The sequence below is a fragment of the Streptomyces sp. NPDC001393 genome (assembly GCF_053597455.1).
In genome coordinates, this window is the sequence record NZ_JBSFIH010000004.1 from 69,918 (window position 1) to 96,790 (window position 26,873).

At 68.2% G+C, this 26,873-nt stretch carries 38 protein-coding genes; 35 read left to right on the top strand and 3 right to left on the bottom strand.

What is annotated here, in order from left to right; genetic code table 11:
* Positions 1 to 108 precede the first annotated feature (108 nt).
* Positions 109 to 2,154 carry a glycosyltransferase family 4 protein gene (locus ACWC2T_RS07075; protein WP_450669414.1) on the bottom strand — a complete coding sequence of 682 codons (2,046 nt, stop codon included), beginning with the start codon at positions 2,152 to 2,154 and terminating at the stop codon, positions 109 to 111.
* A gap of 463 nt (positions 2,155 to 2,617) precedes the next feature.
* On the opposite strand from ACWC2T_RS07075, the gene ACWC2T_RS07080 reads away from it, so the two are divergent.
* Positions 2,618 to 3,823 carry a hypothetical protein gene (locus ACWC2T_RS07080; protein WP_450669415.1) on the top strand — a complete coding sequence of 402 codons (1,206 nt, stop codon included), beginning with the start codon at positions 2,618 to 2,620 and terminating at the stop codon, positions 3,821 to 3,823.
* Between the two features lie 12 nt (positions 3,824 to 3,835).
* Here the strand turns inward: ACWC2T_RS07080 and ACWC2T_RS07085 are convergent, their stop codons facing one another.
* Entirely contained in the window at positions 3,836 to 5,071 is a 1,236-nt protein-coding gene (locus ACWC2T_RS07085) for an MFS transporter (RefSeq protein WP_450669416.1), read from the bottom strand.
* A gap of 518 nt (positions 5,072 to 5,589) precedes the next feature.
* Here ACWC2T_RS07085 and rpsJ point away from each other — a divergent pair.
* The 31 genes from rpsJ to truA all read left to right on the top strand — a co-directional run bounded on the left by rpsJ (position 5,590) and on the right by truA (position 22,887).
* Positions 5,590 to 5,898, top strand: coding sequence for a 30S ribosomal protein S10 (gene rpsJ / locus ACWC2T_RS07090; RefSeq protein ID WP_003948644.1), 309 nt, complete (start codon positions 5,590 to 5,592; stop codon positions 5,896 to 5,898).
* A gap of 16 nt (positions 5,899 to 5,914) precedes the next feature.
* The gene (gene rplC / locus ACWC2T_RS07095) at positions 5,915 to 6,559 is read left to right on the top strand and encodes a 50S ribosomal protein L3 (protein ID WP_014674369.1); all 645 of its coding nucleotides are present in this window, start codon (positions 5,915 to 5,917) and stop codon (positions 6,557 to 6,559) included.
* Between the two features lie 8 nt (positions 6,560 to 6,567).
* Entirely contained in the window at positions 6,568 to 7,218 is a 651-nt protein-coding gene (gene rplD, locus ACWC2T_RS07100; RefSeq protein ID WP_450669417.1) for a 50S ribosomal protein L4, read from the top strand.
* Complete coding sequence (rplW, locus tag ACWC2T_RS07105) at positions 7,218 to 7,637, top strand: 50S ribosomal protein L23 (protein ID WP_055706469.1); 420 nt, start codon at positions 7,218 to 7,220, stop codon at positions 7,635 to 7,637. Before rplD ends, rplW begins: the two co-directional genes overlap by 1 nt.
* Positions 7,638 to 7,677: 40 nt before the next feature.
* Positions 7,678 to 8,514 (top strand): 50S ribosomal protein L2, encoded by an 837-nt coding sequence (gene rplB / locus ACWC2T_RS07110; protein ID WP_030601203.1) that lies wholly within the window; start codon positions 7,678 to 7,680, stop codon positions 8,512 to 8,514.
* A 12-nt stretch (positions 8,515 to 8,526) separates the two neighbouring features.
* Positions 8,527 to 8,808, top strand: a complete 282-nt coding sequence (gene rpsS, locus ACWC2T_RS07115) for a 30S ribosomal protein S19 (protein ID WP_009190133.1) — start codon at positions 8,527 to 8,529, stop codon at positions 8,806 to 8,808.
* Positions 8,809 to 8,853: 45 nt separating this feature from the next.
* The gene (gene rplV / locus ACWC2T_RS07120; protein WP_351143382.1) at positions 8,854 to 9,201 is read left to right on the top strand and encodes a 50S ribosomal protein L22; all 348 of its coding nucleotides are present in this window, start codon (positions 8,854 to 8,856) and stop codon (positions 9,199 to 9,201) included.
* Positions 9,201 to 10,019, top strand: coding sequence for a 30S ribosomal protein S3 (rpsC, locus tag ACWC2T_RS07125; protein ID WP_055706471.1), 819 nt, complete (start codon positions 9,201 to 9,203; stop codon positions 10,017 to 10,019). The genes rplV and rpsC overlap by 1 nt, the downstream gene beginning before the upstream one ends.
* Before the next feature lie 5 nt (positions 10,020 to 10,024).
* Complete coding sequence (rplP, locus tag ACWC2T_RS07130; protein ID WP_009190136.1) at positions 10,025 to 10,444, top strand: 50S ribosomal protein L16; 420 nt, start codon at positions 10,025 to 10,027, stop codon at positions 10,442 to 10,444.
* Positions 10,444 to 10,668: a 50S ribosomal protein L29 gene (rpmC, locus tag ACWC2T_RS07135; protein ID WP_007494763.1), complete on the top strand. Its 225-nt coding sequence runs from the start codon at positions 10,444 to 10,446 to the stop codon at positions 10,666 to 10,668. Before rplP ends, rpmC begins: the two co-directional genes overlap by 1 nt.
* Positions 10,668 to 10,955, top strand: a complete 288-nt coding sequence (gene rpsQ, locus ACWC2T_RS07140) for a 30S ribosomal protein S17 (protein WP_055706472.1) — start codon at positions 10,668 to 10,670, stop codon at positions 10,953 to 10,955. Before rpmC ends, rpsQ begins: the two co-directional genes overlap by 1 nt.
* 100 nt (positions 10,956 to 11,055) lie before the next feature.
* The gene (gene rplN / locus ACWC2T_RS07145; RefSeq protein ID WP_003998823.1) at positions 11,056 to 11,424 is read left to right on the top strand and encodes a 50S ribosomal protein L14; all 369 of its coding nucleotides are present in this window, start codon (positions 11,056 to 11,058) and stop codon (positions 11,422 to 11,424) included.
* Between the two features lie 2 nt (positions 11,425 to 11,426).
* Entirely contained in the window at positions 11,427 to 11,750 is a 324-nt protein-coding gene (gene rplX, locus ACWC2T_RS07150; RefSeq protein ID WP_055706473.1) for a 50S ribosomal protein L24, read from the top strand.
* Positions 11,750 to 12,307, top strand: a complete 558-nt coding sequence (gene rplE, locus ACWC2T_RS07155; protein ID WP_014674377.1) for a 50S ribosomal protein L5 — start codon at positions 11,750 to 11,752, stop codon at positions 12,305 to 12,307. Before rplX ends, rplE begins: the two co-directional genes overlap by 1 nt.
* Before the next feature lie 5 nt (positions 12,308 to 12,312).
* Positions 12,313 to 12,498: a type Z 30S ribosomal protein S14 gene (locus tag ACWC2T_RS07160; RefSeq protein ID WP_003948630.1), complete on the top strand. Its 186-nt coding sequence runs from the start codon at positions 12,313 to 12,315 to the stop codon at positions 12,496 to 12,498.
* 213 nt (positions 12,499 to 12,711) lie between these two features.
* Positions 12,712 to 13,110 carry a 30S ribosomal protein S8 gene (gene rpsH / locus ACWC2T_RS07165; RefSeq protein ID WP_055706474.1) on the top strand — a complete coding sequence of 133 codons (399 nt, stop codon included), beginning with the start codon at positions 12,712 to 12,714 and terminating at the stop codon, positions 13,108 to 13,110.
* 24 nt (positions 13,111 to 13,134) lie between these two features.
* Positions 13,135 to 13,674: a 50S ribosomal protein L6 gene (gene rplF, locus ACWC2T_RS07170; RefSeq protein WP_450669418.1), complete on the top strand. Its 540-nt coding sequence runs from the start codon at positions 13,135 to 13,137 to the stop codon at positions 13,672 to 13,674.
* Between the two features lie 3 nt (positions 13,675 to 13,677).
* Positions 13,678 to 14,061 (top strand): 50S ribosomal protein L18, encoded by a 384-nt coding sequence (gene rplR / locus ACWC2T_RS07175; RefSeq protein ID WP_030641198.1) that lies wholly within the window; start codon positions 13,678 to 13,680, stop codon positions 14,059 to 14,061.
* Between the two features lie 43 nt (positions 14,062 to 14,104).
* Positions 14,105 to 14,710: a 30S ribosomal protein S5 gene (gene rpsE, locus ACWC2T_RS07180; protein WP_009190144.1), complete on the top strand. Its 606-nt coding sequence runs from the start codon at positions 14,105 to 14,107 to the stop codon at positions 14,708 to 14,710.
* Positions 14,711 to 14,712: 2 nt separating this feature from the next.
* The gene (gene rpmD / locus ACWC2T_RS07185; RefSeq protein ID WP_003998814.1) at positions 14,713 to 14,895 is read left to right on the top strand and encodes a 50S ribosomal protein L30; all 183 of its coding nucleotides are present in this window, start codon (positions 14,713 to 14,715) and stop codon (positions 14,893 to 14,895) included.
* Between the two features lie 2 nt (positions 14,896 to 14,897).
* Positions 14,898 to 15,353 carry a 50S ribosomal protein L15 gene (gene rplO / locus ACWC2T_RS07190; protein WP_030745257.1) on the top strand — a complete coding sequence of 152 codons (456 nt, stop codon included), beginning with the start codon at positions 14,898 to 14,900 and terminating at the stop codon, positions 15,351 to 15,353.
* Positions 15,354 to 15,596: 243 nt separating this feature from the next.
* On the top strand, positions 15,597 to 16,910 hold the full coding sequence (gene secY, locus ACWC2T_RS07195; RefSeq protein ID WP_450669419.1) for a preprotein translocase subunit SecY: 1,314 nt from the start codon (positions 15,597 to 15,599) through the stop codon (positions 16,908 to 16,910).
* Positions 16,910 to 17,572 carry an adenylate kinase gene (locus ACWC2T_RS07200; protein WP_450669420.1) on the top strand — a complete coding sequence of 221 codons (663 nt, stop codon included), beginning with the start codon at positions 16,910 to 16,912 and terminating at the stop codon, positions 17,570 to 17,572. Before secY ends, ACWC2T_RS07200 begins: the two co-directional genes overlap by 1 nt.
* Positions 17,573 to 17,676: 104 nt before the next feature.
* The gene (gene map / locus ACWC2T_RS07205) at positions 17,677 to 18,513 is read left to right on the top strand and encodes a type I methionyl aminopeptidase (RefSeq protein ID WP_450669421.1); all 837 of its coding nucleotides are present in this window, start codon (positions 17,677 to 17,679) and stop codon (positions 18,511 to 18,513) included.
* Positions 18,514 to 18,772: 259 nt separating this feature from the next.
* On the top strand, positions 18,773 to 18,994 hold the full coding sequence (gene infA / locus ACWC2T_RS07210; protein ID WP_003948620.1) for a translation initiation factor IF-1: 222 nt from the start codon (positions 18,773 to 18,775) through the stop codon (positions 18,992 to 18,994).
* A 59-nt stretch (positions 18,995 to 19,053) separates the two neighbouring features.
* The gene (gene rpmJ, locus ACWC2T_RS07215; protein WP_003998809.1) at positions 19,054 to 19,167 is read left to right on the top strand and encodes a 50S ribosomal protein L36; all 114 of its coding nucleotides are present in this window, start codon (positions 19,054 to 19,056) and stop codon (positions 19,165 to 19,167) included.
* 191 nt (positions 19,168 to 19,358) lie between these two features.
* Positions 19,359 to 19,739: a 30S ribosomal protein S13 gene (rpsM, locus tag ACWC2T_RS07220; RefSeq protein WP_009300593.1), complete on the top strand. Its 381-nt coding sequence runs from the start codon at positions 19,359 to 19,361 to the stop codon at positions 19,737 to 19,739.
* 65 nt (positions 19,740 to 19,804) lie between these two features.
* Complete coding sequence (gene rpsK, locus ACWC2T_RS07225) at positions 19,805 to 20,209, top strand: 30S ribosomal protein S11 (RefSeq protein ID WP_003956432.1); 405 nt, start codon at positions 19,805 to 19,807, stop codon at positions 20,207 to 20,209.
* 150 nt (positions 20,210 to 20,359) lie between these two features.
* Positions 20,360 to 21,382 carry a DNA-directed RNA polymerase subunit alpha gene (locus ACWC2T_RS07230; RefSeq protein WP_003966937.1) on the top strand — a complete coding sequence of 341 codons (1,023 nt, stop codon included), beginning with the start codon at positions 20,360 to 20,362 and terminating at the stop codon, positions 21,380 to 21,382.
* 85 nt (positions 21,383 to 21,467) lie between these two features.
* Positions 21,468 to 21,962 carry a 50S ribosomal protein L17 gene (gene rplQ / locus ACWC2T_RS07235; protein WP_069779206.1) on the top strand — a complete coding sequence of 165 codons (495 nt, stop codon included), beginning with the start codon at positions 21,468 to 21,470 and terminating at the stop codon, positions 21,960 to 21,962.
* A gap of 73 nt (positions 21,963 to 22,035) precedes the next feature.
* Entirely contained in the window at positions 22,036 to 22,887 is an 852-nt protein-coding gene (gene truA / locus ACWC2T_RS07240; RefSeq protein WP_450669422.1) for a tRNA pseudouridine(38-40) synthase TruA, read from the top strand.
* Between the two features lie 225 nt (positions 22,888 to 23,112).
* Here truA and ACWC2T_RS07245 read toward each other — a convergent pair whose 3' ends face one another.
* Positions 23,113 to 23,991, bottom strand: a complete 879-nt coding sequence (locus ACWC2T_RS07245; protein ID WP_450669423.1) for a hypothetical protein — start codon at positions 23,989 to 23,991, stop codon at positions 23,113 to 23,115.
* 256 nt (positions 23,992 to 24,247) lie between these two features.
* On the opposite strand from ACWC2T_RS07245, the gene rplM reads away from it, so the two are divergent.
* From rplM to glmM, 3 genes are all read left to right on the top strand, one after another.
* Positions 24,248 to 24,691: a 50S ribosomal protein L13 gene (gene rplM, locus ACWC2T_RS07250; protein WP_014674395.1), complete on the top strand. Its 444-nt coding sequence runs from the start codon at positions 24,248 to 24,250 to the stop codon at positions 24,689 to 24,691.
* A gap of 42 nt (positions 24,692 to 24,733) precedes the next feature.
* Positions 24,734 to 25,249: a 30S ribosomal protein S9 gene (rpsI, locus tag ACWC2T_RS07255; protein ID WP_158923790.1), complete on the top strand. Its 516-nt coding sequence runs from the start codon at positions 24,734 to 24,736 to the stop codon at positions 25,247 to 25,249.
* A 138-nt stretch (positions 25,250 to 25,387) separates the two neighbouring features.
* Positions 25,388 to 26,746 (top strand): phosphoglucosamine mutase, encoded by a 1,359-nt coding sequence (gene glmM, locus ACWC2T_RS07260; RefSeq protein WP_450669424.1) that lies wholly within the window; start codon positions 25,388 to 25,390, stop codon positions 26,744 to 26,746.
* Positions 26,747 to 26,873 lie beyond the last annotated feature (127 nt).

The window sequence follows — 26,873 nt, forward strand, 5'->3', positions numbered from 1 at the left end:
TACGACTCCGGTCGTACGGGCCTCTTCGCGTTCTCCGGCAGTTCATACGGGGCCGGGTACTCGGTGACGGTCTCGGGGTGCACCGGCTGACGTTCCGGATGGTGGCCGCTACGGCAGGTCGACGGCGTTGACGGACAGGTCGTTGTCGACCGTGTAGTACGGCCGTACGCGGGCGCGTCCGCGCGGGGTGTCCTCGAACACCGTGACGGGGTACACGTACACCTTCTTGCGGTCCTTGACGTCGCCGAACCAGCCGCCGACGCGCACCGGTTCGGCCCGGTCGGCGACGCGGACCGACAGGTCCCACAGGTCCTGCTCGTCGTGGTGGTGCCGGGCGACGTCCGCGCAGCTGACGCGGGCGTGCAGCAGCCCGTCCCCGTCGCGGTGCCAGGACGGCTCCAGGACCGGGGCGTCGGCGCGGCCGCGGTGCCGCAACTCGACACCCTCGGCGTCGGCGTCGGTCCCGAACAGGCGCACCGTCACGCCGATCTCGCCGCCGTCGATGCCGATGTCCTGCACCTCGGCGTGCACGTCGGCCTCACGGGTGCTCAGCGCGACGAACCCGTCCACGGTCGTGTACGGCAGCAGGGCCCGCACCGGGGAGAGCCGCGGCTCGGGCCGGAAGTCCATCAGGCCCCGCAGGTCGAGCAGCGAGCTGCGCAGCCGCTTGCGCGGCCCCTTCGCCGGAGCGAGCCACAGGTCCCACACCGCGTTCCCCAGGGGCAGCGTGCGCTCGACGGGCGCCGAGAGCCGGCCGCTGTCGTCTCGGACGAGCGGCACGCGCAGGGTCGTACGGTCCTCGCCGCCACGCCTGATCAGCAGCAGCTCGCCCTCGTCGACCGGCGCGGTGGGCGCCGGCAGCACGCGCAGCGAGCCGTCCGCGTCGGCATGGACGGACCCGCTCATCGGAGCCGGCGCCGACGACGCGGACGGCTGCGACGCCGCCGCCGGCGTCTCGGCCGCCCGGCCGGCGCGGGTGCCCAGCAGACGGCTCCACAGCGAGGTGCGGACGGGCGCGGCGGTGGAGCGGCCGGCGCCGAGCTCACGGAACAACTCCTCGTAGCGCACGGCGATCGCGGCGGGGTCGAACCGCTCGGCGTTGCGGCGAGCGGCGGCACCCATCGCGGCCCGCGCGCTGTCGTCGTCGATCAACCACAGCAGGCCCTCGGCGATGGAGTCGACGTCTCCCGGCCTGACCAGCAGGCCGTCCTCGCCGTCACGGATGATCTCGCGCGGGCCGAGCGGGCAGTCGGTGCTCACGACCGGGACTCCGCAGCGCATCGCTTCCACGATGGTCATGCCGAAGGACTCGCTGTCCGAGGTCACCGCGGCGATCGAACCCTTGACCCACTCGGCCTCGATCGGCGAGGCGAGTCCCATGAGATGGACCTGGTCGTACAGACCGAGGTCATTGATCAGGGAGCGCAGCTTCCCGCGCTGGCCGCCGTCGCCGTAGATCCGCAGGCGCCAGTCGGGGTGCTTGGCGGCGACCTTCGCGAAGGCCTGCACGAGCAGGTCGTACCGCTTGATGACCGCGAGCCGCCCCGCGGCGACGACCGTCTTGGCGGCGGGGTCGGCCGGGGAGACCGACGGCGCGGGGACGCTGTTGGGTATGGAGACGATCGGCAGCCCCGGAATGGCCATGTCGCTGCGGTAGTTGGCCGCATCGGCCTCGGACACCGTGACGAACCCGTTCAGGCGCGCATAGGCCTTCTTCAGCTCCGGGCGCAGGGCCTGCGGGTGCGAGGCGAGCGTGATGTGTTCCTGGCCGATGCGCAGTGTCCGGTCGCCGCCGAAGCGCGCGACGTACACGTTCAGTCCGGGGCGCGTCCCGATGAGCACATCCGGGCTGTTCCGGCGGAAGTACGCGGCGGCCCGCTCGTCCGTCACCGTGCTGTACTGGTGGTAACGGGCCTCGGCGGCGGGGAAGACCCGGGCCGGTGTGGACCGGTCCTTCTCGGGCACCTCACGCGTGTCGATGAGGCTGGTCAGCCTGATCCGCGGGTCCACGGCGAACAGCGGTGTGTCGGTGTTCCGGAACACCGACACGATCTCCACCTCGTGGCGTTCGGCCAGGGCCGAGGCGAGATTGATCGTCGTCCGGTTTGTCCCACCCAGGCCATACACATTGTGGATGAGGAACGAGATCTTCACGCCAGTTCTCCTGCTTTGTGGCACGGGTGGGAGCCGCCGGCTCGTCGGGTACAGACCGACCGCAGGGCGGCCAAAGATTATTCACACACTTTCCACACCGTTTACAAGGAGTTGGAACTCACGAGAGGCGCGCAGAGGTGCCGGCGGCGCGGTCCTGGCAGACGATCCTGGAAGATGCAGTGCATCGCCTCGTGGGACGAGCTGACCATGGACTGGGGTTCCTTTCACCTGTGTCTTGCCGGGAAGGTCACCTCGACGAGTACGAGCCCCCGGCCCGATTCGCCCTCCCCCGCAGGGAGTTGGATCCGGGGCAGACGGCCACCGCGCATGTGCGCATGCTCTGACCTCGTCGTACCGGTTCCATCACGGATTGCGCACAATCCGGCGCACCTTCTGTGCACGGCCTGTGCCGGAGAAGAACACTGCCCCCGGCATGTGATCTTGTACGAGGGAAAGCGAACCCGTGAGCACCGTCCCACCCCCGGACCACTCCGACGAGTCCTCCATACCCGACGAGCAGTGGGAGGCGTTCCTGCGCGAGGCCGTGGAGGACGGCGGCAGGAACGCGCCGAAGGAGCCGTCCGCGCGGGCCCGGATGGTGACGAGTCGGCTGCGGGCGGTGGAAGGCCAGGGGAGCGGCCGAAGGCGCTGGTGGCGGCGGAAGCGGGCGCAGGCGCCACAGCCGTCGATGCCACCGGGATGGCGCACCGGTCCGGCCTGGCGGGAGATGAACGGGCGGAGCAGCCGGCGCCGTACCGTGGGCTCGGTGATCGGCGTGTTGCTGGCCGCGGCGCTCACCGTCGTAGCCGTACGGCCGTCGCTGCTGCTGGACCGGCTTCCCGGGCGCGGCCACGACTCGGCCGGCTCGGCCGCGCAGCTGCCTGCCGAGACGGCGCTGCCGTCCGGTGCCCCGGGCGGGGTCGACCAGGCCGGACTGCCCACCCGCAAGGACCCGTTCCGTGGCTCGCCGGCCCAGCGGTGGTCCGACGGGGCGGCCGCCATCGAGGTGCCGGCCGCGAAAGCCGCGGGCGGGATGAGCCAGGAGGACGTGGCCCTCGCCCTGCGCCGCACCAAGGAGTTCCTGGTCGGCACCAACCTGGACCCGGCCGTGCTGCGCGGCGGTCGGCCCGACGCGGCGCTGGCCCTGCTCGACCCGCACCAGCCCCACACACTGTCCGACCTGCGGCGCTCGCTGCGCACCCCGGACCGCGACCACGACCCCCTGCGACTGGTGACCCGCTTCGACCCGTCGCAGGTGGCCCTCGCCGGGGACGTGGTCAAGGTGCGCGGCCATATGACGTTCTCCGCCGGTGCCGCGGGCGAGGTGCGGGTGCACGCGGACTACACCTTCGTCTACCCGCTGGTGCGGGCCGGAGGAAAGGGTGACGGCGACGTCGTGGCGCGGACGATCATCCGCCGCGACCTGACCATGGTCCTGCTCGACCCGCACAAGTGGATCGCGACCGAGGGCAAGCTCGCCGTCCGGTCGTCCGACAGCCACTTCTACAACAGCGAGTGCGGCGTCTACGACGGCTACTACCACCCGATCTTCCCGGACGCCGCCCCCACCGGCGCCCCTGCCACGGGCCCCGCCGCAGACCCCTACGACCGCAGCAAGTCCCTGGCGGACGACCGTCACAAGGGCTGCGGCACGGTCACCCGCACCTGAGGCACGCCCTCGTCACCTGTGCCGCCGAAGGCTGACGGCCCACACCAGCAGGCCCAGCCCCAGCAGCGCCGCCCCCGTCGCCGGGACGGCATCCCACCCGCCGAAGCGGTACGCGGTGACGCCGAGGGCCGAGCCCGCGGCGCCGCCGAGGTAGTACGACGTCATGTAGACCGACGCGATCCGGGCCCGCGGGTGGTCCGGGAGGTCGTAGACCACGCTCATGTTGAGCAGGTGGACGGCATGGACGACGGCGTCCATCACCAGGGCCCCCGCCACCAGCCAGGCCAGGCTGCGGCCGCCCGGCCACGTCGCCGCGAACGCGATCACGCCCAGCACGAGCAGCACACCGGTGGCCAGGCGCTGGTGGCCGGTGTCGACGAGCCGGCCGGTCGCCTTGGCAGCGATCGCGCCCGCCGCGCCGACCAGCGCGAACAGCCCGATCGAGGACGGACCCCAGCCGTAGTGCGGGCCGGCCAGGAGGAACGCCGAGGTCACCCAGAAGACGCTGAACGCCGCGAAGCAGCAGGCCCCGATCAGTGAGCGACGACGCAGCACCGGTTCCTCGGCGACCAGGCGGAGCGTGGCGGCGAGCTGGGCGCCGTAGCCGAGGGACACGTCCGGCGGGGAAAGGGGCAGCAGCCGTACGAGAAGCAGGGCCACTGCCGCCAGTGTCCCGGCCGCGACCAGGAACACCGCCCGCCAGCCGAACGCCCCGCCGAGCAGCCCGGCCGCCGTACGGGAGAACAGGATGCCGAGCAGGACGCCGGTGAGCAGGGTGCCCATCGCCCGGCCGCGCTGCTCGGCGGGCACGACCGAGGCGGCGTAGGGGATGAGGATCTGCACGACGACCGCCCCGGCGCCCACGGCCAACCCTGCGGCGAGGAGTACCCACAGCGCAGGGGCCGCCCCCGACAGGAGCATTCCGGCGCCGGCGGTACCGAGCAGGATCCCGACCAGGCGGCGGCGCGCGACGATGTCGCCGAGCGGCACGATCAGCAGCAGGCCCAGGGTGTAACCGGCCTGGGTGGTGGTCACCAGCGGTCCGGTCGCGGACGGGGAGGCGCCGTACGAGGCAGCAATCCGGGGGAGCAGGGGCTGGCAGTAGTAGAGACAGGCGGCGATCAGGCCGCAGGCCGTTGCGAGGAGGCCGATCAGACGGGGGTGCGGCGGGGGAGGTGGCGTGGTGCGGGCCGTCGGCTCGGGCGATTGGTCGAGGTCTGTCTTCTCGGTCGGGGCGGGAACCGTCATGACAGGGACGCTATGCGGCTCCCGGACCCGCCCCAAGATCCAATGCCGTCCGTCGTGAGAGGCCCAATTCGGCGCTGCCCCTCTGACACGCGCCCACCGTTTGACTCACGTCACCCCCGGGGTATTCTCTCCGGCCCGATTGGCCAGCCCCCCGCCCCTTATGGCAGACTGTCGGAGTTGCTCGGTCGAGTGTTGATGCTGCGCGCCTCCCGCCGGGAGGACCGGAAGCGAGTCCCACAGTACTCGTCGTCCTAACTGCCCACGGGCAGCACTGGGGCGGACGTACGGGAATCTTCCGGGAAGCGTGGGCGCGGCACCGGCCAGGCGCCCGGTGGGCCCGAGGTCCCCGGTCCGCGGTTCCGGAAGGGCCGTCGTAATCCCCGCAGGGATGTTCGAACAAGGGACATCTGTGTCAGCGGGAGCGCGACACGCCCGACCGCGTGGGTCGGAGAAACGACGGCAGCAGAAGGAATCCGCCGGGTGTCAGAGCGTAAGAGAGACAGGACTACTGAGTAGCCATGGCGGGACAGAAGATCCGCATCCGGCTCAAGGCCTACGACCACGAGGTCATCGACTCCTCGGCGAAGAAGATCGTCGAGACGGTGACCCGCACTGGTGCGTCGGTCGCGGGCCCGGTGCCGCTGCCCACTGAGAAGAACGTGTACTGCGTCATCAAGTCGCCGCACAAGTACAAGGACTCGCGCGAGCACTTCGAGATGCGCACGCACAAGCGCCTGATCGACATTCTCGACCCGACCCCCAAGACCGTTGACTCTCTGATGCGACTCGACCTGCCGGCCGGTGTCGACATCGAGATCAAGCTCTGAGGCTGGTGGGCTGAGAATGGCTAAGCAGATCAAGGGCATCCTGGGCGAGAAGCTCGGCATGACGCAGGTGTGGGACGAGAACAACCGCGTTGTTCCGGTCACCGTCGTCAAGGCCGGCCCCAACGTCGTCACCCAGGTCCGTACGAACGACGTCGACGGCTACGAGTCGGTCCAGATCGCCTTCGGCGAGATCGACCCGCGCAAGGTGAACAAGCCCCTCAAGGGCCACTTCGCCAAGGCCGACGTCACCCCCCGTCGCCACCTCGTCGAGATCCGGACGGCCGACGCCTCCGAGTACACCCTCGGCCAGGAGATCACCGCCGAGGTGTTCGAGGCCGGTGTGAAGGTCGACGTGACCGGCAAGAGCAAGGGCAAGGGCTTCGCCGGTGTCATGAAGCGCCACAACTTCCGTGGCCTCGGCGCCGGACACGGCACCCAGCGCAAGCACCGCTCGCCCGGTTCCATCGGTGGCTGCGCCACCCCGGGCCGCGTGTTCAAGGGCCTCCGCATGGCGGGTCGCATGGGCAACGAGCGGGTCACCACCCAGAACCTGACCGTCCACGCCGTTGACGCGGAGAAGGGTCTGCTGCTCATCAAGGGCGCGGTTCCCGGTCCGAACGGCGGCCTCGTCCTGGTCCGCACCGCGGCCAAGGGGGCCTGAGGTAACCGATGAGCACTGTTGACATCCTTTCGCCGGCGGGCGAGAAGGCCGGTTCCGTCGAGCTCCCCGCGGAGATCTTCGACGCCAAGGTCAGCGTTCCGCTGATCCACCAGGTCGTCGTCGCGCAGCTGGCCGCTGCCCGCCAGGGCACGCACAAGACCAAGACCCGCGGTGAAGTCCGTGGTGGTGGCAAGAAGCCGTACCGCCAGAAGGGCACCGGTCGCGCCCGTCAGGGTTCGACCCGCGCGCCGCAGTTCGCCGGTGGTGGCGTCGTGCACGGTCCCGTGCCGCGCGACTACTCGCAGCGGACCCCGAAGAAGATGAAGGCCGCCGCCCTGCGCGGTGCCCTCACCGACCGGGCGCGTCACAACCGCATCCACGTCGTCTCCGGCGTGGTCGAGGGTGCGATCTCCACCAAGGCCGCCAAGAGCCTGTTCGGCAAGATCTCGGAGCGCAAGAACCTGCTCCTGGTCGCCGAGCGCTCCGACGAGGCCGCGTGGCTGTCCGCCCGCAACCTGCCCCAGGTCCACATCCTGGAGCCGGGCCAGCTGAACACGTACGACGTTCTCGTCTCGGACGACGTGGTCTTCACCCAGGCCGCTTTCGAGTCCTTCGTCGCCGGCCCGAAGGCCAACGACACCGAAGGGAGCGAGGTCTGATGGCCATCCGTCACCCCGCTATCGCCTCGAAGGCCGCCAAGGCCGCCAAGGCCGCGCGCGTCGCCAAGGCGCGCCGTCACGCCGCCGAGGGCAAGAACACCGTCGAGACCCCGCTGAGCAAGTCCTTCACGGACCCCCGTGACGTGCTGCTCAAGCCGGTTGTCTCCGAGAAGAGCTACGCGCTCCTCGACGAGAACAAGTACACGTTCGTCGTCGCCCCGGGCGCCAACAAGACCCAGATCAAGCAGGCCGTCCAGGCGGTCTTCGACGTCAAGGTCACCGGGGTCAACACGATCAACCGCCAGGGCAAGCGCAAGCGGACCCGCACCGGTTTCGGCCAGCGTGCCGCGACCAAGCGCGCGATCGTGACCCTCGCCGAGGGCGACCGTATCGACATCTTCGGCGGTCCGACCGCCTAAGGGCGGTCCGGATCGTCCGATATCGGACGAGGACTGAGAAATGGGAATCCGCAAGTACAAGCCGACTACGCCGGGCCGTCGTGGCGCCAGCGTTGCCGACTTCGTCGAGGTCACGCGGTCCACGCCGGAGAAGTCGCTGGTCCGCCCCCTGCACAGCAAGGGCGGCCGTAACAACGCCGGTCGTGTGACCGTTCGCCACCAGGGTGGCGGACACAAGCGCGCCTACCGAGTGATCGACTTCCGTCGTCACGACAAGGACGGCGTGCCGGCGAAGGTCGCGCACATCGAGTACGACCCCAACCGCACCGCGCGCATCGCGCTGCTGCACTACGCCGACGGCGAGAAGCGCTACATCCTCGCCCCGCGCAACCTGCAGCAGGGCGACACCGTGGAGAACGGTCCCGGGGCCGACATCAAGCCGGGCAACAACCTGGCCCTCCGCAACATCCCGGTCGGTACCACGATCCACGCGATCGAGCTCCGTCCCGGTGGCGGTGCCAAGTTCGCCCGCTCCGCCGGTGCCTCCGTGCAGCTGCTCGCGAAGGAGGGCGCCTACGCCCACCTGCGCATGCCGTCCGGCGAGATCCGCCTGGTCGACGTCCGCTGCCGCGCCACCGTCGGCGAGGTCGGCAACGCCGAGCAGAGCAACATCAACTGGGGTAAGGCCGGCCGTAAGCGGTGGCTGGGCGTCCGCCCGACCGTCCGTGGTGTCGTGATGAACCCGGTTGACCACCCGCACGGTGGTGGTGAGGGCCGGACCTCCGGTGGTCGCCACCCTGTGTCCCCGTGGGGCAAGAAGGAAGGCCGTACTCGTTCGCCCAAGAAGGCGTCGAACAAGTACATCGTCCGCCGCCGCAAGACGAACAAGAAGCGCTAAGGACGGGTTGAGATGCCTCGTAGCTTGAAGAAGGGACCCTTCGTCGACGACCACCTGATCAAGAAGGTGGACGTCCAGAACGAAGCCGGTACCAAGAACGTCATCAAGACCTGGTCCCGTCGCTCGATGATCGTCCCGGCCATGCTCGGCCACACGATCGCGGTGCACAACGGCAAGACCCACATCCCGGTGTTCGTCACCGAGTCGATGGTCGGCCACAAGCTCGGCGAGTTCTCGCCGACCCGCACCTTCCGGGGCCACGTCAAGGAAGACCGGAAGTCGAAGCGCCGCTAGTAGCGGATCGCATTCAGACACGTAAGTAACTCTGAAGGGACAACCATGGAAGCCAGGGCCCAGGCGCGGTACATCCGCGTCACGCCCATGAAGGCCCGCCGTGTGGTGGACCTCATCCGTGGCATGGACGCCACGGAGGCCCAGGCTGTTCTGCGATTCGCTCCGCAGGCAGCCTCGGTACCGGTCGGCAAGGTGCTCGACAGCGCCATTGCCAACGCCGCGCACAACTACGACCACACCGATGTCGACAGCCTCTTCGTTTCCGAGGCCTTCGTCGACGAGGGCCCGACCCTGAAGCGGTTCCGTCCGCGTGCCCAGGGCCGTGCCTACCGGATCCGCAAGCGGACCAGCCACATCACCGTGGTCGTCAGCAGCAAGGAAGGAACCCGGTAATGGGCCAGAAGGTTAACCCGCATGGGTTCCGGCTCGGTGTCACCACGGACTTCAAGTCCCGGTGGTACGCCGACAAGCTGTACAAGGACTACGTCAAGGAAGACGTCGCCATCCGTCGGATGATGACGTCCGGCATGGAGCGCGCCGGCATCTCCAAGGTCGAGATCGAGCGCACCCGTGACCGCGTGCGTGTGGACATCCACACCGCTCGTCCGGGCATCGTCATCGGCCGCCGTGGCGCCGAGGCCGACCGCATCCGCGGCGACCTCGAGAAGCTCACGGGCAAGCAGGTCCAGCTGAACATCCTCGAGGTCAAGAACCCCGAGACCGACGCTCAGCTGGTGGCCCAGGCCGTCGCCGAGCAGCTCTCCTCCCGCGTCTCCTTCCGTCGGGCCATGCGCAAGAGCATGCAGTCCGCCATGAAGGCCGGCGCCAAGGGCATCAAGATCCAGTGCGGTGGCCGCCTCGGCGGCGCCGAGATGTCCCGCTCGGAGTTCTACCGCGAGGGCCGCGTGCCCCTGCACACGCTCCGCGCGAACGTGGACTACGGCTTCTTCGAGGCCAAGACGACCTTCGGCCGCATCGGTGTGAAGGTCTGGATCTACAAGGGCGACGTCAAGAACATCGCCGAGGTCCGCGCCGAGAACGCTGCCGCCCGTGCGGGTAACCGCCCGGCCCGCGGTGGCGCCGACCGCCCGGCCCGTGGTGGCCGCGGTGGCGAGCGGCGCGGTCGCAAGCCGCAGCAGGCTGCCGGCGCCGAGGCCCCCAAGGCCGAGGCTCCCGCTGCTCCGGCTGAGAGCACCGGAACGGAGGCCTGACCGACATGCTGATCCCCCGTAGGGTCAAGCACCGCAAGCAGCACCACCCGAAGCGCAACGGTATGTCCAAGGGTGGCACGCAGGTTGCGTTCGGCGAGTACGGCATCCAGGCGCTGACCCCGGCCTACGTCACGAACCGCCAGATCGAGGCGGCTCGTATCGCGATGACCCGTCACATCAAGCGTGGCGGCAAGGTCTGGATCAACATCTACCCGGACCGTCCCCTCACCAAGAAGCCTGCCGAGACCCGCATGGGTTCCGGTAAGGGTTCTCCGGAGTGGTGGATCGCGAACGTCAAGCCCGGACGCGTGATGTTCGAGCTGTCGTACCCCAACGAGAAGATCGCCCGTGAGGCGCTGACCCGTGCGGCCCACAAGCTGCCGATGAAGTGCCGGATCGTCAAGCGCGAGGCAGGTGAAGCGTGATGTCGGCCGGTACCAAGGCGTCCGAGCTGCGCGAGCTGGGCAACGAGGAGCTTCTGGCGAAGCTCCGCGAGGCCAAGGAAGAGCTGTTCAACCTCCGCTTCCAGGCGGCGACGGGTCAGCTCGAGAACCACGGCCGTCTCAAGGCGGTCCGCAAGGACATCGCCCGGATCTACACCCTCATGCGTGAGCGTGAGCTCGGCATCGAGACGGTGGAGAACGCCTGATGAGCGAGAAGAACGTGACTGAGCAGAACACTGAGGCGCGCGGTTTCCGCAAGACCCGTGAGGGCCTCGTCGTCAGCGACAAGATGGACAAGACCGTCGTCGTCGCCGTCGAGGACCGCGTCAAGCACGCGCTGTACGGCAAGGTCATCCGCCGTACCAACAAGCTCAAGGCGCACGACGAGCAGAACGCCGCGGGTGTCGGCGACCGCGTCCTCCTGATGGAGACCCGGCCGCTGTCCGCGACGAAGCGCTGGCGCGTCGTCGAGATCCTCGAGAAGGCCAAGTAATTCTCCTGCGGGGCGCCCCTCGCAGGACAGTTCCGCCAGGCTCCGGTGGCCGCTCGGTTGAGCGGCCCCCGGGGAACCGGCAGACATTCAGGAGATAGACGTGATCCAGCAGGAGTCGCGACTGCGCGTCGCCGACAACACTGGTGCGAAGGAGATCCTTTGCATCCGTGTGCTCGGTGGCTCCGGTCGCCGCTACGCGGGCATCGGTGACGTCATCGTCGCCACCGTCAAGGACGCGATCCCCGGTGGCAACGTGAAGAAGGGTGACGTCGTCAAGGCGGTCATCGTTCGCACCGTCAAGGAGCGCCGCCGTCCGGACGGCTCGTACATCCGCTTCGACGAGAACGCCGCCGTCATTCTGAAGAACGACGGCGACCCTCGCGGCACCCGCATCTTCGGCCCGGTCGGCCGTGAGCTGCGCGAGAAGAAGTTCATGAAGATCATCTCGCTCGCGCCGGAGGTGCTGTAAGCATGAAGATCAAGAAGGGCGACCTGGTCCAGGTCATCACCGGTAAGGACAAGGGCAAGCAGGGCAAGGTCATTGCCGCTTACCCGCGCGAGGAGCGCGTCCTGGTCGAGGGTGTCAACCGGGTCAAGAAGCACACCAAGGCCGGTCCGACCGCTCGCGGTTCCCAGGCCGGCGGCATCGTGACCACCGAGGCCCCGATCCACGTGTCCAACGTTCAGCTGGTCGTGGAGAAGGACGGTCAGAAGGTCGTCACGCGTGTCGGTTACCGCTTCGACGAAGAGGGCAACAAGATCCGCGTTGCCAAGCGGACGGGTGAGGACATCTGATGGCTACCACCACCACTCCGCGTCTCAAGACGAAGTACCGCGAGGAGATCGCGGGCAAGCTGCGTGACGAGTTCAAGTACGAGAACGTCATGCAGGTTCCCGGCCTCGTCAAGATCGTGGTCAACATGGGTGTGGGCGACGCCGCCCGCGACTCCAAGCTGATCGAGGGCGCCATCCGCGACCTCACCACGATCACCGGTCAGAAGCCGGCCGTCACCAAGGCCCGCAAGTCCATCGCGCAGTTCAAGCTGCGTGAGGGCCAGCCGATCGGTGCCCACGTCACGCTCCGTGGCGACCGCATGTGGGAGTTCCTGGACCGCACCCTGTCGCTCGCGCTGCCGCGCATCCGCGACTTCCGCGGCCTGTCCCCCAAGCAGTTCGACGGCCGTGGCAACTACACCTTCGGTCTCACGGAGCAGGTCATGTTCCACGAGATCGACCAGGACAAGATCGACCGCGTCCGGGGTATGGACATCACCGTGGTGACCACGGCGACCAACGACGAAGAGGGCCGTGCCCTTCTCCGTCACCTCGGCTTCCCGTTCAAGGAGGCGTGAGCGAGATGGCGAAGAAGGCTCTCATCGCGAAGGCTGCTCGCAAGCCCAAGTTCGGTGTGCGTGGCTACACCCGCTGCCAGCGCTGCGGCCGTCCGCACTCCGTGTACCGCAAGTTCGGCCTCTGCCGCGTGTGCCTTCGTGAGATGGCTCACCGTGGCGAGCTGCCGGGCGTGACCAAGAGCTCCTGGTAGTCCCGGTAATTCGGGATCACCAAGGCTCTCGGTAAGTAGATAGGGCGGTCGGACGCCCAGCCCGCATGCCTTAGGCTTGTGGGGTTGGGCGTCTGTCGCCGCCCGTACGACTTACTACGCCGTAGGTCCACCGCGCCGCACCCGTCCCGTCTCGGATCGGGGAGAGGGATGGCGCACCAGGAAACCCCGGCGAGAGAGGCCGAAGGCCAATTCATGACCATGACTGATCCGATCGCAGACATGCTGACCCGTCTGCGGAACGCGAACTCGGCGTACCACGACTCGGTGTCGATGCCGCACTCCAAGATCAAGTCGCACATCGCGGAGATCCTCCAGCAGGAGGGCTTCATCACGGGCTGGCGCGTCGAGGACGCCGAGGTCGGCAAGAACCTCGTCCTCGAGCTGAAGTTCGGCCCGAACCGTGAGCGCTCCATCGCGGGCATCAAGCGGATCTCCAAGCCCGGTCTCCGGGTGTACGCGAAGTCCACCAACCTGCCGAAGGTGCTCGGCGGCCTCGGCGTGGCGATCATCTCCACGTCGCACGGGCTCCTCACCGACAAGCAGGCCGGCAAGAAGGGCGTGGGTGGGGAAGTCCTCGCCTACGTCTGGTAGCAGAAGGGAACGGAGGAAACAGCTATGTCGCGCATCGGCAAGCTCCCCATCGCGGTTCCCGCCGGCGTGGACGTCACCATCGACGGCCGTACGGTCTCGGTCAAGGGCCCCAAGGGCACGCTGACCCACACCGTTGCGGCTCCGATCGACATCGCTAAGGGCGAGGACGGCACCCTGCAGGTGACCCGCCCGAACGACGAGCGTCAGAGCAAGGCCCTGCACGGCCTCTCCCGCACGCTGGTGGCGAACATGATCACCGGCGTGACCCAGGGTTACGTGAAGAAGCTCGAGATCAGCGGTGTCGGTTACCGAGTGACCGCCAAGGGTTCGAACCTGGAGTTCGCTCTCGGTTACAGCCACCCGATCGTGGTCGAGGCCCCCGAGGGCATCACCTTCAAGGTGGAGACCCCGACCCGCTTCCAGGTCGAGGGCATCGACAAGCAGAAGGTCGGCGAGGTTGCGGCCAACATCCGCAAGCTGCGCAAGCCCGACCCGTACAAGGCCAAGGGCGTCAAGTACGAGGGCGAAGTCATCCGCCGCAAGGTCGGAAAGGCGGGTAAGTAAGCCATGGCATACGGGCAGAAGATCCTCAAGGGCGACGCCTACAAGCGCGCCGCGATCAAGCGCCGTCACATCCGGATCCGCAAGCGGATCGCCGGTACGGCGGAGCGCCCCCGTCTGGTCGTGACCCGCTCCAACCGTCACATCGTGGCGCAGGTGATCGACGACCTGAAGGGCCACACCCTGGCGTCGGCGTCCACCCTGGACGCGTCGATCCGCGGTGGCGAGGCCGACAAGTCCGCGCAGGCCAAGCAGGTCGGCGCCCTGGTCGCCGAGCGTGCCAAGGCCGCCGGTGTCGAGGCCGTCGTGTTCGACCGTGGTGGTAACCAGTACGCCGGCCGCATCGCGGCTCTGGCGGACGCCGCCCGCGAGGCCGGGCTCAAGTTCTGAGCCACGGTTCCGTAGCTAGCGGAAACAGAGAGAGGTAATTCCAATGGCTGGACCCCAGCGCCGCGGTGGCGGTGCCGGTGGCGGCGAGCGGCGGGACCGGAAGGGCCGTGACGGCGGCGCTGCTGCCGCCGAGAAGACCGCGTACGTTGAGCGCGTCGTCGCGATCAACCGCGTCGCCAAGGTTGTGAAGGGTGGTCGTCGCTTCAGCTTCACCGCGCTGGTCGTGGTGGGCGACGGTGACGGCACCGTGGGTGTCGGTTACGGCAAGGCCAAGGAGGTGCCGGCCGCCATCGCCAAGGGCGTTGAGGAGGCCAAGAAGCACTTCTTCAAGGTCCCCCGGATCCAGGGCACCATCCCGCACCCGATCCAGGGTGAGAAGGCTGCCGGCGTCGTGCTGCTCAAGCCCGCGTCCCCCGGTACCGGTGTTATCGCCGGTGGTCCGGTGCGTGCCGTGCTCGAGTGCGCCGGTATCCACGACGTGCTGTCGAAGTCGCTCGGCTCCGACAACGCGATCAACATCGTGCACGCGACCGTGGAGGCCCTGAAGGGTCTGCAGCGTCCCGAGGAGATCGCGGCCCGCCGTGGTCTGCCGCTCGAGGACGTCGCTCCCGCGGCTCTCCTGCGTGCGCGTGCCGGGGCGGGTGCGTAATCATGGCGCAGCTCAAGATCACGCAGGTCAAGTCCTACATCGGCAGCAAGCAGAACCACCGTGACACCCTTCGGTCGCTTGGTCTCAAGGGGATCAACACCGTGGTCGTCAAGGAGGACCGCCCCGAGTTCCGCGGCATGGTGCACACCGTCCGCCACCTCGTGACGGTCGAGGAGGTCGACTGATCATGGCGGAGCAGAACCCGCTCAAGATCCACAACCTCCGTCCCGCCCCGGGCGCCAAGACCGCCAAGACCCGTGTCGGTCGTGGTGAGGCGTCGAAGGGTAAGACGGCCGGTCGTGGTACCAAGGGCACCAAGGCCCGCTACCAGGTTCCGGAGCGCTTCGAGGGTGGCCAGATGCCGCTGCACATGCGCCTCCCGAAGCTGAAGGGCTTCAAGAACCCGTTCAAGACCGAGTACCAGGTCGTGAACCTCGACAAGCTGGCTGCGCTGTACCCGGAGGGTGGCGAGGTCACCGTCGAGGGTCTCGTCGCCAAGGGTGCCGTTCGCAAGAACAGCCTCGTCAAGGTCCTCGGCCAGGGCGAGGTCTCCGTGGCGCTGCAGGTGACGGTCGACGCCGTCTCCGGCTCCGCCAAGGAGAAGATCACCGCCGCCGGCGGTACGGTCACCGAGCTGGTCTGAGCCCCTCAGGTCCCTCGATGACATGAACGATCCCGACCGGGGATACCCACAAAAGGGGTATCCCCGGTCGGTCGTTCCTAGGGCGGTGCTCTCGCAGGTAAGGTGGCCAGCACTGCCTACTTTCAATGGATGCTTCCCATGGGGCACCCTGAGCGGCAGTTGACCGTTAGTAATTCGTCTGTATCCGTCGAACCTCAAGACCGTCACCCTTGACGCAGTTGCGCGGGGGTCGCAGGAGGCACCGTGCTCACCGCGTTCGCCCGGGCGTTCAGGACGCCCGACCTGCGCAAGAAGCTGCTCTTCACGCTGGGCATCATCGTGGTCTACCGGGTCGGTACCCACATTCCGATCCCCGGCGTCAACTACAAGGCCGTCCAGCAGTGTGTGACCGAGGCACAGGGCAACCAGGGCCTCTTCGGCCTCGTGAACATGTTCAGCGGCGGTGCGCTGCTGCAGATCACGGTCTTCGCGCTCGGCATCATGCCCTACATCACGGCCAGCATCATCCTTCAGCTGCTGACCGTGGTCATCCCGCGCCTGGAAGCCCTCAAGAAGGAGGGCCAGGCCGGTACGGCGAAGATCACGCAGTACACCCGCTACCTGACGGTGGCCCTCGCCATCCTGCAGGGCACCGGCCTGGTCGCCACCGCCCGCACCGGCCGGCTGTTCAACGGCTGCTCGGTCGCCACGAGCATCGTCCCGGACCAGGCGATCTTCACGACGATCACGATGGTCGTCTGCATGACCGCCGGTACGGCCGTCGTCATGTGGCTCGGTGAGCTGATCACCGACCGCGGCATCGGCAACGGCATGTCGATCCTGATGTTCATCTCGATCGCCGCGACGTTCCCGTCGGCGCTGTGGGCCATCAAGAAGCAGGGCACCCTGGCCGGTGGCTGGATCGAGTTCGGCACCGTCATCCTGGTCGGCCTGGTCATGGTCGCGCTCGTGGTCTTCGTCGAGCAGGCCCAGCGCCGCATCCCGGTGCAGTACGCCAAGCGCATGATCGGCCGCCGTTCCTACGGCGGTACGTCCACGTACATCCCGCTCAAGGTGAACCAGGCGGGTGTGATTCCCGTCATCTTCGCCTCCTCGCTGCTCTACATCCCGGCACTCGTGGCGCAGTTCGCGGGGGGCAAGTCGGGCTGGAAGACCTGGGTCGAGCAGAACCTGACCAAGGGCGACCACCCGATTTACATCACGGCGTACTTTTTGCTCATCGTGTTCTTCGCGTTCTTCTATGTGGCGATCTCCTTCAACCCCGAGGAAGTCGCCGACAACATGAAGAAGTATGGTGGCTTCATCCCGGGCATCCGGGCTGGCCGACCGACCGCTGAGTACCTCAGCTACGTGCTCAACCGGATCACCTGGCCGGGTTCGCTGTATCTGGGTCTGATCGCTCTCGTGCCGACAATGGCGTTGGTGGGCTTTGGGGCAAGCCAGAACTTCCCCTTCGGCGGGACCAGCATCCTGATCATCGTGGGTGTCGGTCTCGAGACGGTGAAGCAGATCGAGAGCCAGCTCCAGCAGCGCAATTACGAAGGGTTCCTCCGCTGATGCGTATCGTCCTCGTCGGGCCGCCGGGTGCCGGTAAGGGAACGCAAGCCGTCCGCCTCGCCGAGAAGCTGTCGATCCCGCACATCTCCACGGGCGACCTGTTCCGGGCCAACATCAGCCAGCAGACCGAGCTGGGCAAGCTCGCGAAGTCCTACATGGACGCCGGCAACCTCGTCCCGGACGAGGTGACCATCGCCATGGCCAAGGACCGCATGGAGCAGCCGGACGCCGAGAAGGGCTTCCTGCTGGACGGCTTCCCGCGCAACGTGTCGCAGGCCGAGGCGCTGGACGAGCTCCTGAAGACCGAGGGCATCAAACTGGACGCCGTCCTGGACCTGGAGGTCCCGGAGGACGAGGTCGTCAAGCGGATCGCCGGCCGGCGCATCTGCCGCAACGACTCCTCGCACGTCTTCCACGTGACCTACAGCCGGCCGAAGAAGGAAGGCGTCTGCGACGTCTGCGGCGGCGAGCTGTACCAGCGCGACGACGACTCCGAGGACACCGTCCGCAAGCGGCTCGAGGTCTACCACACGCAGACCGAGCCGATCATCGACTACTACAAGGCGCAGGGCCTGGTCGTGACGATCTCCTCCCTGGGCCCCGTGGACGAGATCACGCAGCGGGCGCTGGAAGCGCTCAAGCGCGAGAGGGCCGAGAGCTGACGAGCCCGGCTCCTTAGGCCGCGGCGCCCTTCCCGGGGCGCCGCGGCCGTACTGTTGTACAGATACCCCAGTCGATGTGAGTGACGGAGAGCGCAGGCCCCCCCATGGTGCAGATCAAGACGCCCGAGCAGATCGCGAAGATGCGTGCGGCGGGTCTGGTCGTCGCCGCCATCCACGCGGCCACCCGCGAGGCCGCGGTGCCCGGCGCCTCCACCAAGGACCTGGACGAGGTCGCCCGCAAGGTCCTCGCCGAGCACGGCGCCAAGTCGAACTTCCTGGGCTACGGCGGCTTCCCCGCGACCATCTGCACCTCCGTGAACGACGTGGTCGTCCACGGCATCCCCTCCGACGACGTCGTCCTCAAGGACGGCGACATCATCTCCATCGACTGCGGCGCGATCGTCGACGGCTGGCACGGCGACGCGGCCTACACGGCCTTCGTGGGCTCCGGTCACTCCCCGGAGCTGATCGAGCTCTCCCGGGTGACGGAGGAGTCGATGTGGGCCGGCATCGCGGCCATGAAGCAGGGCGCCCGGCTGGTCGACATCTCCCGGGCGATCGAGACGTACATCCGCCGCCAGCCCAAGCCCGGCGGCGGTCGCTACGGCATCATCGAGGACTACGGCGGCCACGGCATCGGCACCGAGATGCACATGGACCCGCATCTGCTGAACTACGTCGACCGGCGCCGCGGCAAGGGCCCCAAGCTGGTGCCCGGCTTCTGCCTCGCGATCGAGCCGATGGTCTCCCTGGGCACCCCGAAGACCGAGGTCCTCTCGGACGACTGGACGGTCATCACCACGGACGGCACCTGGTCCTCCCACTGGGAGCACTCGGTCGCCCTGACCGCGGACGGCCCCCTGGTCCTCACCGCGCCGGACGCAGGCAAGGCGAAGCTCGCCGAGTACGGCATCACGGCGGCGCCGGACCCGCTCGGATGACGACCGGGCCTGCCCACGACCGCCGGTCGGAGGCCGGCGTCAGGGAATGGGGCGCAGGCAAGGCGAAGCTCGCCGAGTACGGCATCACGGCCGCTCCCGATCCGCTCGGTTAGTGATCTCCCGGGTGGGGCAGACTGTCTCGATTCGCCTTTCCCGGTGGGCCGACGTAGACTGACTCGTCGGCTCTCGTGCACCCTCATGCCTGCGTGCTTGCGAGTGGGCGAAAGCCGGTCAAGGTAGTCGATTCGAAGGGCGAAGCGTGGCCAAGAAGCAAGGTGCCATCGAGATCGAGGGCACTGTCGTCGAGTCTCTTCCTAACGCGATGTTCAAGGTCGAGCTCCAGAACGGCCACCAGGTCCTGGCACACATCAGCGGCAAGATGCGTATGCACTACATCCGCATCCTCCCTGACGACCGGGTCGTGGTGGAGTTGTCTCCGTACGACCTGACGCGTGGCCGGATCGTCTACCGATACAAGTAGATCTTGCCCGCATCCCGCTCACGCGGGGTGGTGGCACTGACCCGGAGAACCTCAATCCAATGAAGGTCAAGCCGAGCGTCAAGAAGATCTGCGACAAGTGCAGGGTGATCCGCCGTCACGGTCGGGTCATGGTCATCTGCGAGAACCCGCGCCACAAGCAGCGCCAGGGCTGACGCACGACCACAACCCTCTGCACCTCTATCGCAGAGATTCGCGCGACGCGAGCTGAATATGTTCATACGCAGAACCCGAGCCCACCAGCTCGACACCCCCGGTTCGGAGGCCGGGGACCCGGTTCGTACCTCGTACGGCGGCCGGGAGCCGGTTCTGCGGAAGACCTCCGAAGATCACCAGGAGCCATTGAATGGCACGCGTTTCCGGTGTTGACATCCCGCGCGAAAAGCGCGTGGAGGTCGCCCTGACCTACGTGTTCGGCATCGGCCGGACCCTCTCGAAGGAGACGCTGGCTGCGACCGGCGTCGACCCGAACACCCGCGTTCGCGACCTCTCCGAGGAGCAGCTCGTCGCGATTCGTGAGTACGTCGACAACAACATCAAGACCGAGGGTGACCTCCGTCGCGAGATCCAGGCCGACATCCGCCGCAAGGTCGAGATCGGCTGCTACCAGGGTCTGCGTCACCGTCGCGGTCTGCCCGTCCGCGGTCAGCGCACCAGCACCAACGCCCGCACCCGCAAGGGCCCGCGTCGCGCCATCGCCGGCAAGAAGAAGCCGGGCAAGAAGTAGTCCGCAGCGGACACCTGTCCACGGTCTTCGCTGTAGGACCGACCACCTCCCGTAGGAGTTAGTAGATGCCCCCCAAGGGACGTCAGGGCGCTGCCAAGAAGGTGCGCCGCAAGGAAAAGAAGAACGTCGCTCACGGCCACGCGCACATCAAGAGCACGTTCAACAACACGATCGTCTCCATCACGGACCCGTCCGGCAACGTGATCTCCTGGGCCTCCGCCGGCCACGTCGGCTTCAAGGGCTCCCGGAAGTCCACGCCGTTCGCCGCGCAGATGGCCGCCGAGTCGGCCGCCCGCCGCGCCCAGGAGCACGGCATGCGCAAGGTCGACGTGTTCGTCAAGGGCCCGGGCTCCGGTCGTGAGACCGCGATCCGCTCCCTGCAGGCCACGGGCCTCGAGGTCGGCTCCATCCAGGACGTCACCCCGACCCCGCACAACGGCTGCCGTCCGCCGAAGCGCCGCCGCGTCTGACGCACGGCCTTCGTCTGGCTCAGGGTTCGGGCGGTACGGCTCCTTTCGGTCGTACCGCCCGTACCCTTGCAGTACCCGCGCTTTTCACGGGCGCGGTTTCCGTCGGACGTCAAATAGCGGGCGTCCACGAATGAAGGATCTGATCCACACATGCTGATCGCTCAGCGACCCTCGTTGACCGAAGAGGTCGTCGACGAGTTCCGCTCCCGGTTCGTGATCGAGCCGCTGGAGCCGGGCTTCGGCTACACCCTCGGCAACTCCCTCCGCCGCACCCTCCTGTCGTCGATCCCCGGCGCTGCTGTCACCAGCATCCGCATCGACGGCGTCCTGCACGAGTTCACCACCGTGCCGGGCGTCAAGGAGGACGTCACCGACCTGATCCTCAACATCAAGCAGCTGGTCGTCTCCTCGGAGCACGACGAGCCGGTCGTGATGTACCTGCGCAAGCAGGGCCCGGGTCTGGTCACCGCCGCCGACATCGCGCCCCCGGCCGGTGTCGAGGTGCACAACCCCGACCTCGTCCTCGCCACGCTCAACGGCAAGGGCAAGCTGGAGATGGAGCTGACGGTCGAGCGCGGCCGCGGCTACGTCTCCGCCGTGCAGAACAAGCAGGTGGGCCAGGAGATCGGCCGTATCCCGGTCGACTCCATCTACTCGCCGGTGCTCAAGGTCACGTACAAGGTCGAGGCCACGCGTGTCGAGCAGCGCACCGACTTCGACAAGCTGATCGTCGACGTCGAGACCAAGCAGGCGATGCGTCCCCGTGACGCCATGGCCTCCGCCGGTAAGACGCTGGTCGAGCTGTTCGGTCTCGCCCGCGAGCTGAACATCGACGCCGAGGGCATCGACATGGGCCCGTCCCCCACGGACGCCGCCCTGGCCGCCGACCTCGCGCTGCCGATCGAGGAGCTGGAGCTCACGGTCCGCTCCTACAACTGCCTCAAGCGCGAGGGCATCCACTCCGTGGGTGAGCTCGTCGCCCGCTCCGAGGCCGACCTGCTGGACATCCGCAACTTCGGTGCGAAGTCCATCGACGAGGTCAAGGCGAAGCTGGCCGGCATGGGCCTGGCCCTGAAGGACAGCCCGCCCGGATTCGACCCCACGGCCGCTGCCGACGCCTTCGGCGCCGACGACGACGCGGACGCGGGTTTCGTGGAGACCGAGCAGTACTGATCGGTCGCAGCCGGTGAGCATCCGCTCATCGGGTTCCTGACCCCGGTACCTGACACGGCCGGGGCAGACACACAGGAGAAGAACAATGCCGAAGCCCACCAAGGGTGCCCGTCTGGGCGGCAGCGCCGCGCACGAGAAGCTGCTCCTCGCGAACCTGGCGAAGAGCCTCTTCGAGCACGGCCGTATCACCACCACCGAGGCGAAGGCCCGCCGCCTGCGCCCGTACGCCGAGCGTCTGATCACCAAGGCGAAGAAGGGCGACCTTCACAACCGCCGTCAGGTGCTCCAGGTCATCACGGACAAGAGCGTCGTCCACACGCTCTTCACCGAGATCGGCCCGCGTTACGAGAACCGTCCGGGTGGCTACACCCGCATCACCAAGATCGGTAACCGCCGTGGCGACAACGCGCCCATGGCCGTCATCGAGCTGGTCGAGGCGCTGACGGTGCAGCAGAAGGCCGTGGGTGAGGCCGAGGCCGCCACCAAGCGTGCGGTCAAGGAGGCCGACGAGGCCAAGGCTGCGGAGACCACCGAGGCTCCGGCCGAGGAGGCCGCTGCCGAGGAGTCGACGGAGGCCTGAGGCTCTGCCTTGAGCTGAGCGGGTCCGCCCTTCACGGGCGGGCCCGCTTTTGCGTACCTGAGAGGATCTAAGGGTGAGTGAAGTACAGCCCGGTTACGTCCGTGTCCGCCTCGACCTCTCCTACGACGGCACCGACTTCCACGGCTGGGCCAAGCAGGCCGGTGGCAGGCGGACCGTGCAGGGGGAGATCGAGGACGCGCTGCGGACCGTCACCCGGTCCAGGGAGACGTACGAGCTGACCGTGGCCGGACGTACCGACGCCGGGGTGCATGCGCGGGGGCAGGTGGCGCACGTGGACCTGCCCGAGGGGGTCTGGCGGGAGCACCACGAGAAGCTGCTCAAGCGGCTCGCGGGGCGCCTGCCCAAGGACGTACGGGTGTGGGCCCTCCGGGACGCTCCCAGCGGCTTCGACGCCCGGTTCTCGGCGATCTGGCGGCGCTATGCCTACCGGGTGACGGACAACCCCGGGGGAGTGGACCCCCTGCTGCGGGGCCACGTCCTGTGGCACGACTGGCCCCTCGACGTGGACGCCATGAACGAGGCCGCCCGGGCGCTGCTCGGCGAGCACGACTTCGCCGCGTACTGCAAGAAGCGGGAAGGCGCCACGACCATCCGGACCCTTCAGGAGCTGAGCCTCGTGCGCGGGGCGGACGGGATCATCACGGCCACCGTGCGCGCCGACGCGTTCTGCCACAACATGGTGCGCTCGCTGATCGGCGCGCTGCTGTTCGTCGGCGACGGGCACCGCGGGCCCGAGTGGCCCGGGAAGGTGCTGGCCGCGGGGGTGCGGGACTCCGCCGTGCATGTCGTACGGCCGCACGGGCTGACCCTGGAGGAGGTCGGCTACCCCGCCGACGAGCTGCTGGCCGCACGCAGCAGGGAGGCGCGCAACAAGCGCTCGCTCCCGTCGGCGGGGTGCTGCTGAGCCCAGGGCCTGCCCGGCGGATCCAGTCGCGGACGCGGGGGCTGGCACGCCCATCTGCGGCGTTGTCGTCGGTTGCCGACTCCCCCACGCTCGGCTTCGCTCGCGCGGGGGGACCCCCATCGCGTCGACGCCCTGCTCCGCCTTGCAGCTGGACGCACCAGCCCCCGCTCACCTGCGCTTATGAGGCGCCGTCGCTTTCCCGCGACCTGATCCGCCGGACAGGCCCTACCGGTTCGCCGCCGCGGACGCCTGGGTCTGGCCGCGGCGGTAGATCTGGTTGAAGGTGAACTGCTGCAGGTCGTTGCCGGCGGAGAAGACCTTCGTGTCCTTGTTGGTGACGTTCTTGCCGTTGAGGAAGCCGCCGGTGGTGAAGTAGGCGTAGCGGCCGACGGAATTCGTGGTCGTCAGGCAGACCGCGGCGTCGCAGAAGTTCTTGACGCCCTTGCCGGGCAGGGAGCGCACCATGGCGTGCTTGGCGGCCTGCTGCCTGACCTTCGTGGCGGTCGCCTGGTCGTCGAAGACGGCGACGCCGACGGTGATCGCGATGCCGCCGTTGCTGTAGGTCACCCGGATCAGGCGGGTGCAGTGGTTCGCGCTGAGGATCTTCGGCAGGTTGGCGTCGGCGGCGGAGGCGCAGTTCGTGGTGTCGGCCGTGGCGCCCTTCTTGTACACGGTGTCACCCATGGTCAGCTGGGTGCCCGGGAAGAGGGTGTCGGCGCTGAGCGGGGCGGTGTCCTTCTTGGCGCTGGATATGAAGTCCTTCGGGTCCAGCGGCGGCGGGGCGCTGGTCGACGCGAAGGACGGTGTGGCCGAGCCGCTGGGCACGGAGGCGCTCGCGGGCAGGTTCGTGGGCGTGCCGTGGGCGTCGTTGCCGCTGTTCGCGGAGACGACGGCCATGGCGACGGCCGTGCCGACCGCGACGGTGGCGACCGCGCCGGCGCCGATGAACAGCAGTTTGCGGCGCTTGTTGCGGGTCTCCGAGGCCTCGGCGAGCGCCGCCCAGTCCGGGGTCCCGTCGTCACCCCCGCTGTTCCAGGAGGACTGCTGGGAATGCCGTTTCCAGGGATCCCACTGAGACTGGGGTCCCCCCTGCCCGTAACTCATGGGGCGCATCTTAGACGGGGGAGAAGGGTGAGCACGCCGGTCGCTCGTTTTGACCCTCACCGACGACCCCGGTATTCTGCTTGTTCGTTGTGTATTGGCTTGCTCATTCTCACGGGACGGGCCCTTACACCGGTCCACCGGGCCGATGACCAGCGACCCCACTACGCGGTATGCGTCGCCGCCGTGCGGTCCAGGCTGTCGTGATCGTTTCGGTGACCTGTTCAGGACCATTCACTCGAAGCGAAGGCTACGAACCGTGCGTACGTACAGCCCCAAGCCCGGCGATGTGACGCGCCAGTGGCACGTCATCGACGCTCAGGACGTTGTCCTGGGCCGTCTCGCCACCACCGCAGCGACCCTTCTCAGGGGCAAGCACAAGCCGATCTACGCGCCGCACGTCGACGCTGGTGACTTCGTCATCATCATCAACGCCGACAAGGTGCACCTCTCCGGCAACAAGCGGACCCAGAAGATGGCGTACCGCCACTCCGGCTACCCGGGTGGTCTGCGCTCCGTCCGCTACGACGAGCTCCTCGACAAGAACCCCGAGAAGGCCATCGAGAAGGCCGTCAAGGGCATGCTCCCCAAGAACTCCCTGGGCCGTCAGATGCTCTCGAAGCTGAAGGTCTACAAGGGTGACCAGCACCCGCACGCTGCCCAGCAGCCGGTGCCGTTCGAGATCACCCAGGTCGCGCAGTAAGTCCGGCCACCCCCTAAGACTGAAGAGAATCTGAGGAGAATCGTGGCCGAGACCACTGCCGAGCAGCCGATCGAAGAGATCGAAGACATCGAGAGCTACACCACCGAGTCCGAGGTTCCGGTGGAGGGTGAGTACACCTCCGAGTCCCTCGCCTCGCGCTTCGGTGAGCCCCAGCCCGCCGCCGGCCTGGGCCGCCGCAAGAACGCCATTGCCCGCGTCCGGATCGTTCCGGGCACCGGCAAGTGGAAGATCAACGGTCGCACCCTCGAGGACTACTTCCCGAACAAGGTGCACCAGCAGGAAGTCAACGAGCCCTTCAAGGTGCTCGAGCTCGAGGGCCGTTACGACGTCATCGCCCGCATCGCGGGTGGCGGTGTCTCCGGTCAGGCCGGTGCGCTCCGCCTCGGTGTCGCCCGTGCGCTGAACGAGGCCGACGTCGACAACAACCGCGGCCCGCTGAAGAAGGCCGGCTTCCTCAAGCGCGACGACCGTGCGGTCGAGCGCAAGAAGGCCGGTCTGAAGAAGGCCCGCAAGGCTCCGCAGTACAGCAAGCGCTAAGCGTCGCCTGCTCGTACTCCGAACGCCCCGGCGGCACGCCACGTGTGCCGTCGGGGCGTTCGTTTATCCCGGCCGAGGGCGTATAACGACACAAGACGCTCAGGTGCTCAAAGGCTTGTGCGATCGGATGGAGGAACAGTGGGACGACTCTTCGGGACGGACGGCGTGCGCGGGGTCGCCAACGCGGACCTGACGGCCGAGATGGCGCTCGGCCTGTCCGTTGCGGCGGCCCACGTGCTGGCCGAGGCGGGCACCTTCGAGGGCCACCGGCCGACGGCGGTGGTCGGCCGGGACCCGCGGGCGTCCGGGGAGTTCCTCCAGGCGGCCGTGGTCGCGGGCCTGGCCAGCGCCGGTGTGGACGTGCTGTGCGTCGGGGTGCTGCCGACGCCCGCGGTGGCCTATCTCACCGGCGCGCTCGGTGCCGACCTGGGCGTGATGCTCTCCGCCAGCCACAACGCCATGCCGGACAACGGCATCAAGTTCTTCGCCCGCGGCGGCCACAAGCTCGCCGACGAGCTGGAGGACCGGATCGAGGCGGTCTACGAGTCGCACCGGCACGGCGAGCCGTGGGAGCGGCCGACGGGCGCGGGCGTGGGCCGCGTGCGGTCGTACGACGAGGGCTTCGAGCAGTACGTCGCCCATCTCCTGTCGGTGCTCCCCAACCGGCTGGACGGCCTGAAGATCGTCCTGGACGAAGCGCACGGCGCGGCCTCGGGGGTCTCGCCGGAGGCGTTCTCCCGGGCGGGCGCCGAGGTCGTCACGATCGGCGCCGAGCCGGACGGGCTCAACATCAACGACGGCTGCGGCTCGACCCACCTCGAGAAGCTGAAGGCCGCGGTGGTCGACCACCGCGCGGACCTCGGCATCGCGCACGACGGCGACGCCGACCGGTGTCTGGCCGTGGACCACACCGGCGAGGAGGTCGACGGCGACCAGATCCTCTCCGTGCTGGCGCTGGCCCTGCGGGAGCGCTCCGAGCTGCGGGCCGACACGGTCGTCGCCACCGTGATGTCCAACCTGGGCTTCAAGCTGGCGATGGAGAAGGCCGGGATCCACCTGGTGCAGACCGCCGTCGGCGACCGGTATGTGCTGGAGGAGATGAAGGAGCACGGGTACGCGCTCGGCGGCGAGCAGTCCGGGCACGTGATCATCCTCGACCACGCCACGACCGGTGACGGCACGCTGACCGGCCTGCTGCTGGCGGCCCGGGTCGCCGAGACCGGCCGCGGCCTGCGTGAACTGGCGTCGGTGATGGAGCGGCTGCCGCAGGTCCTCGTCAACGTGCCGGACGTGGACAAGTCCCGGGTGAAGACCTCGGCCGATCTCGCGGCCGCCGTCGCCGAGGCGGAGCGGGAGCTGGGGGAGACCGGGCGGGTGCTGCTCCGGCCGTCGGGCACCGAGCCGTTGGTGCGGGTGATGGTCGAGGCGGCCGACATCGACCAGGCGCGGTCGGTGGCCGGGCGGCTGGCCGACGCGGTGAAGTCGGCGCTGGGTTAGGCCGACGGGATCCGGCCGGGGCGGGAGCGTCTCCTGCCCCGGAAGTCCCACAGGTGTGCGCCCTTTCGTGCGACGCGGATCACCCTATGAACGTAATAAAGGATGCGTAACCGATCGCTGTCGGTAT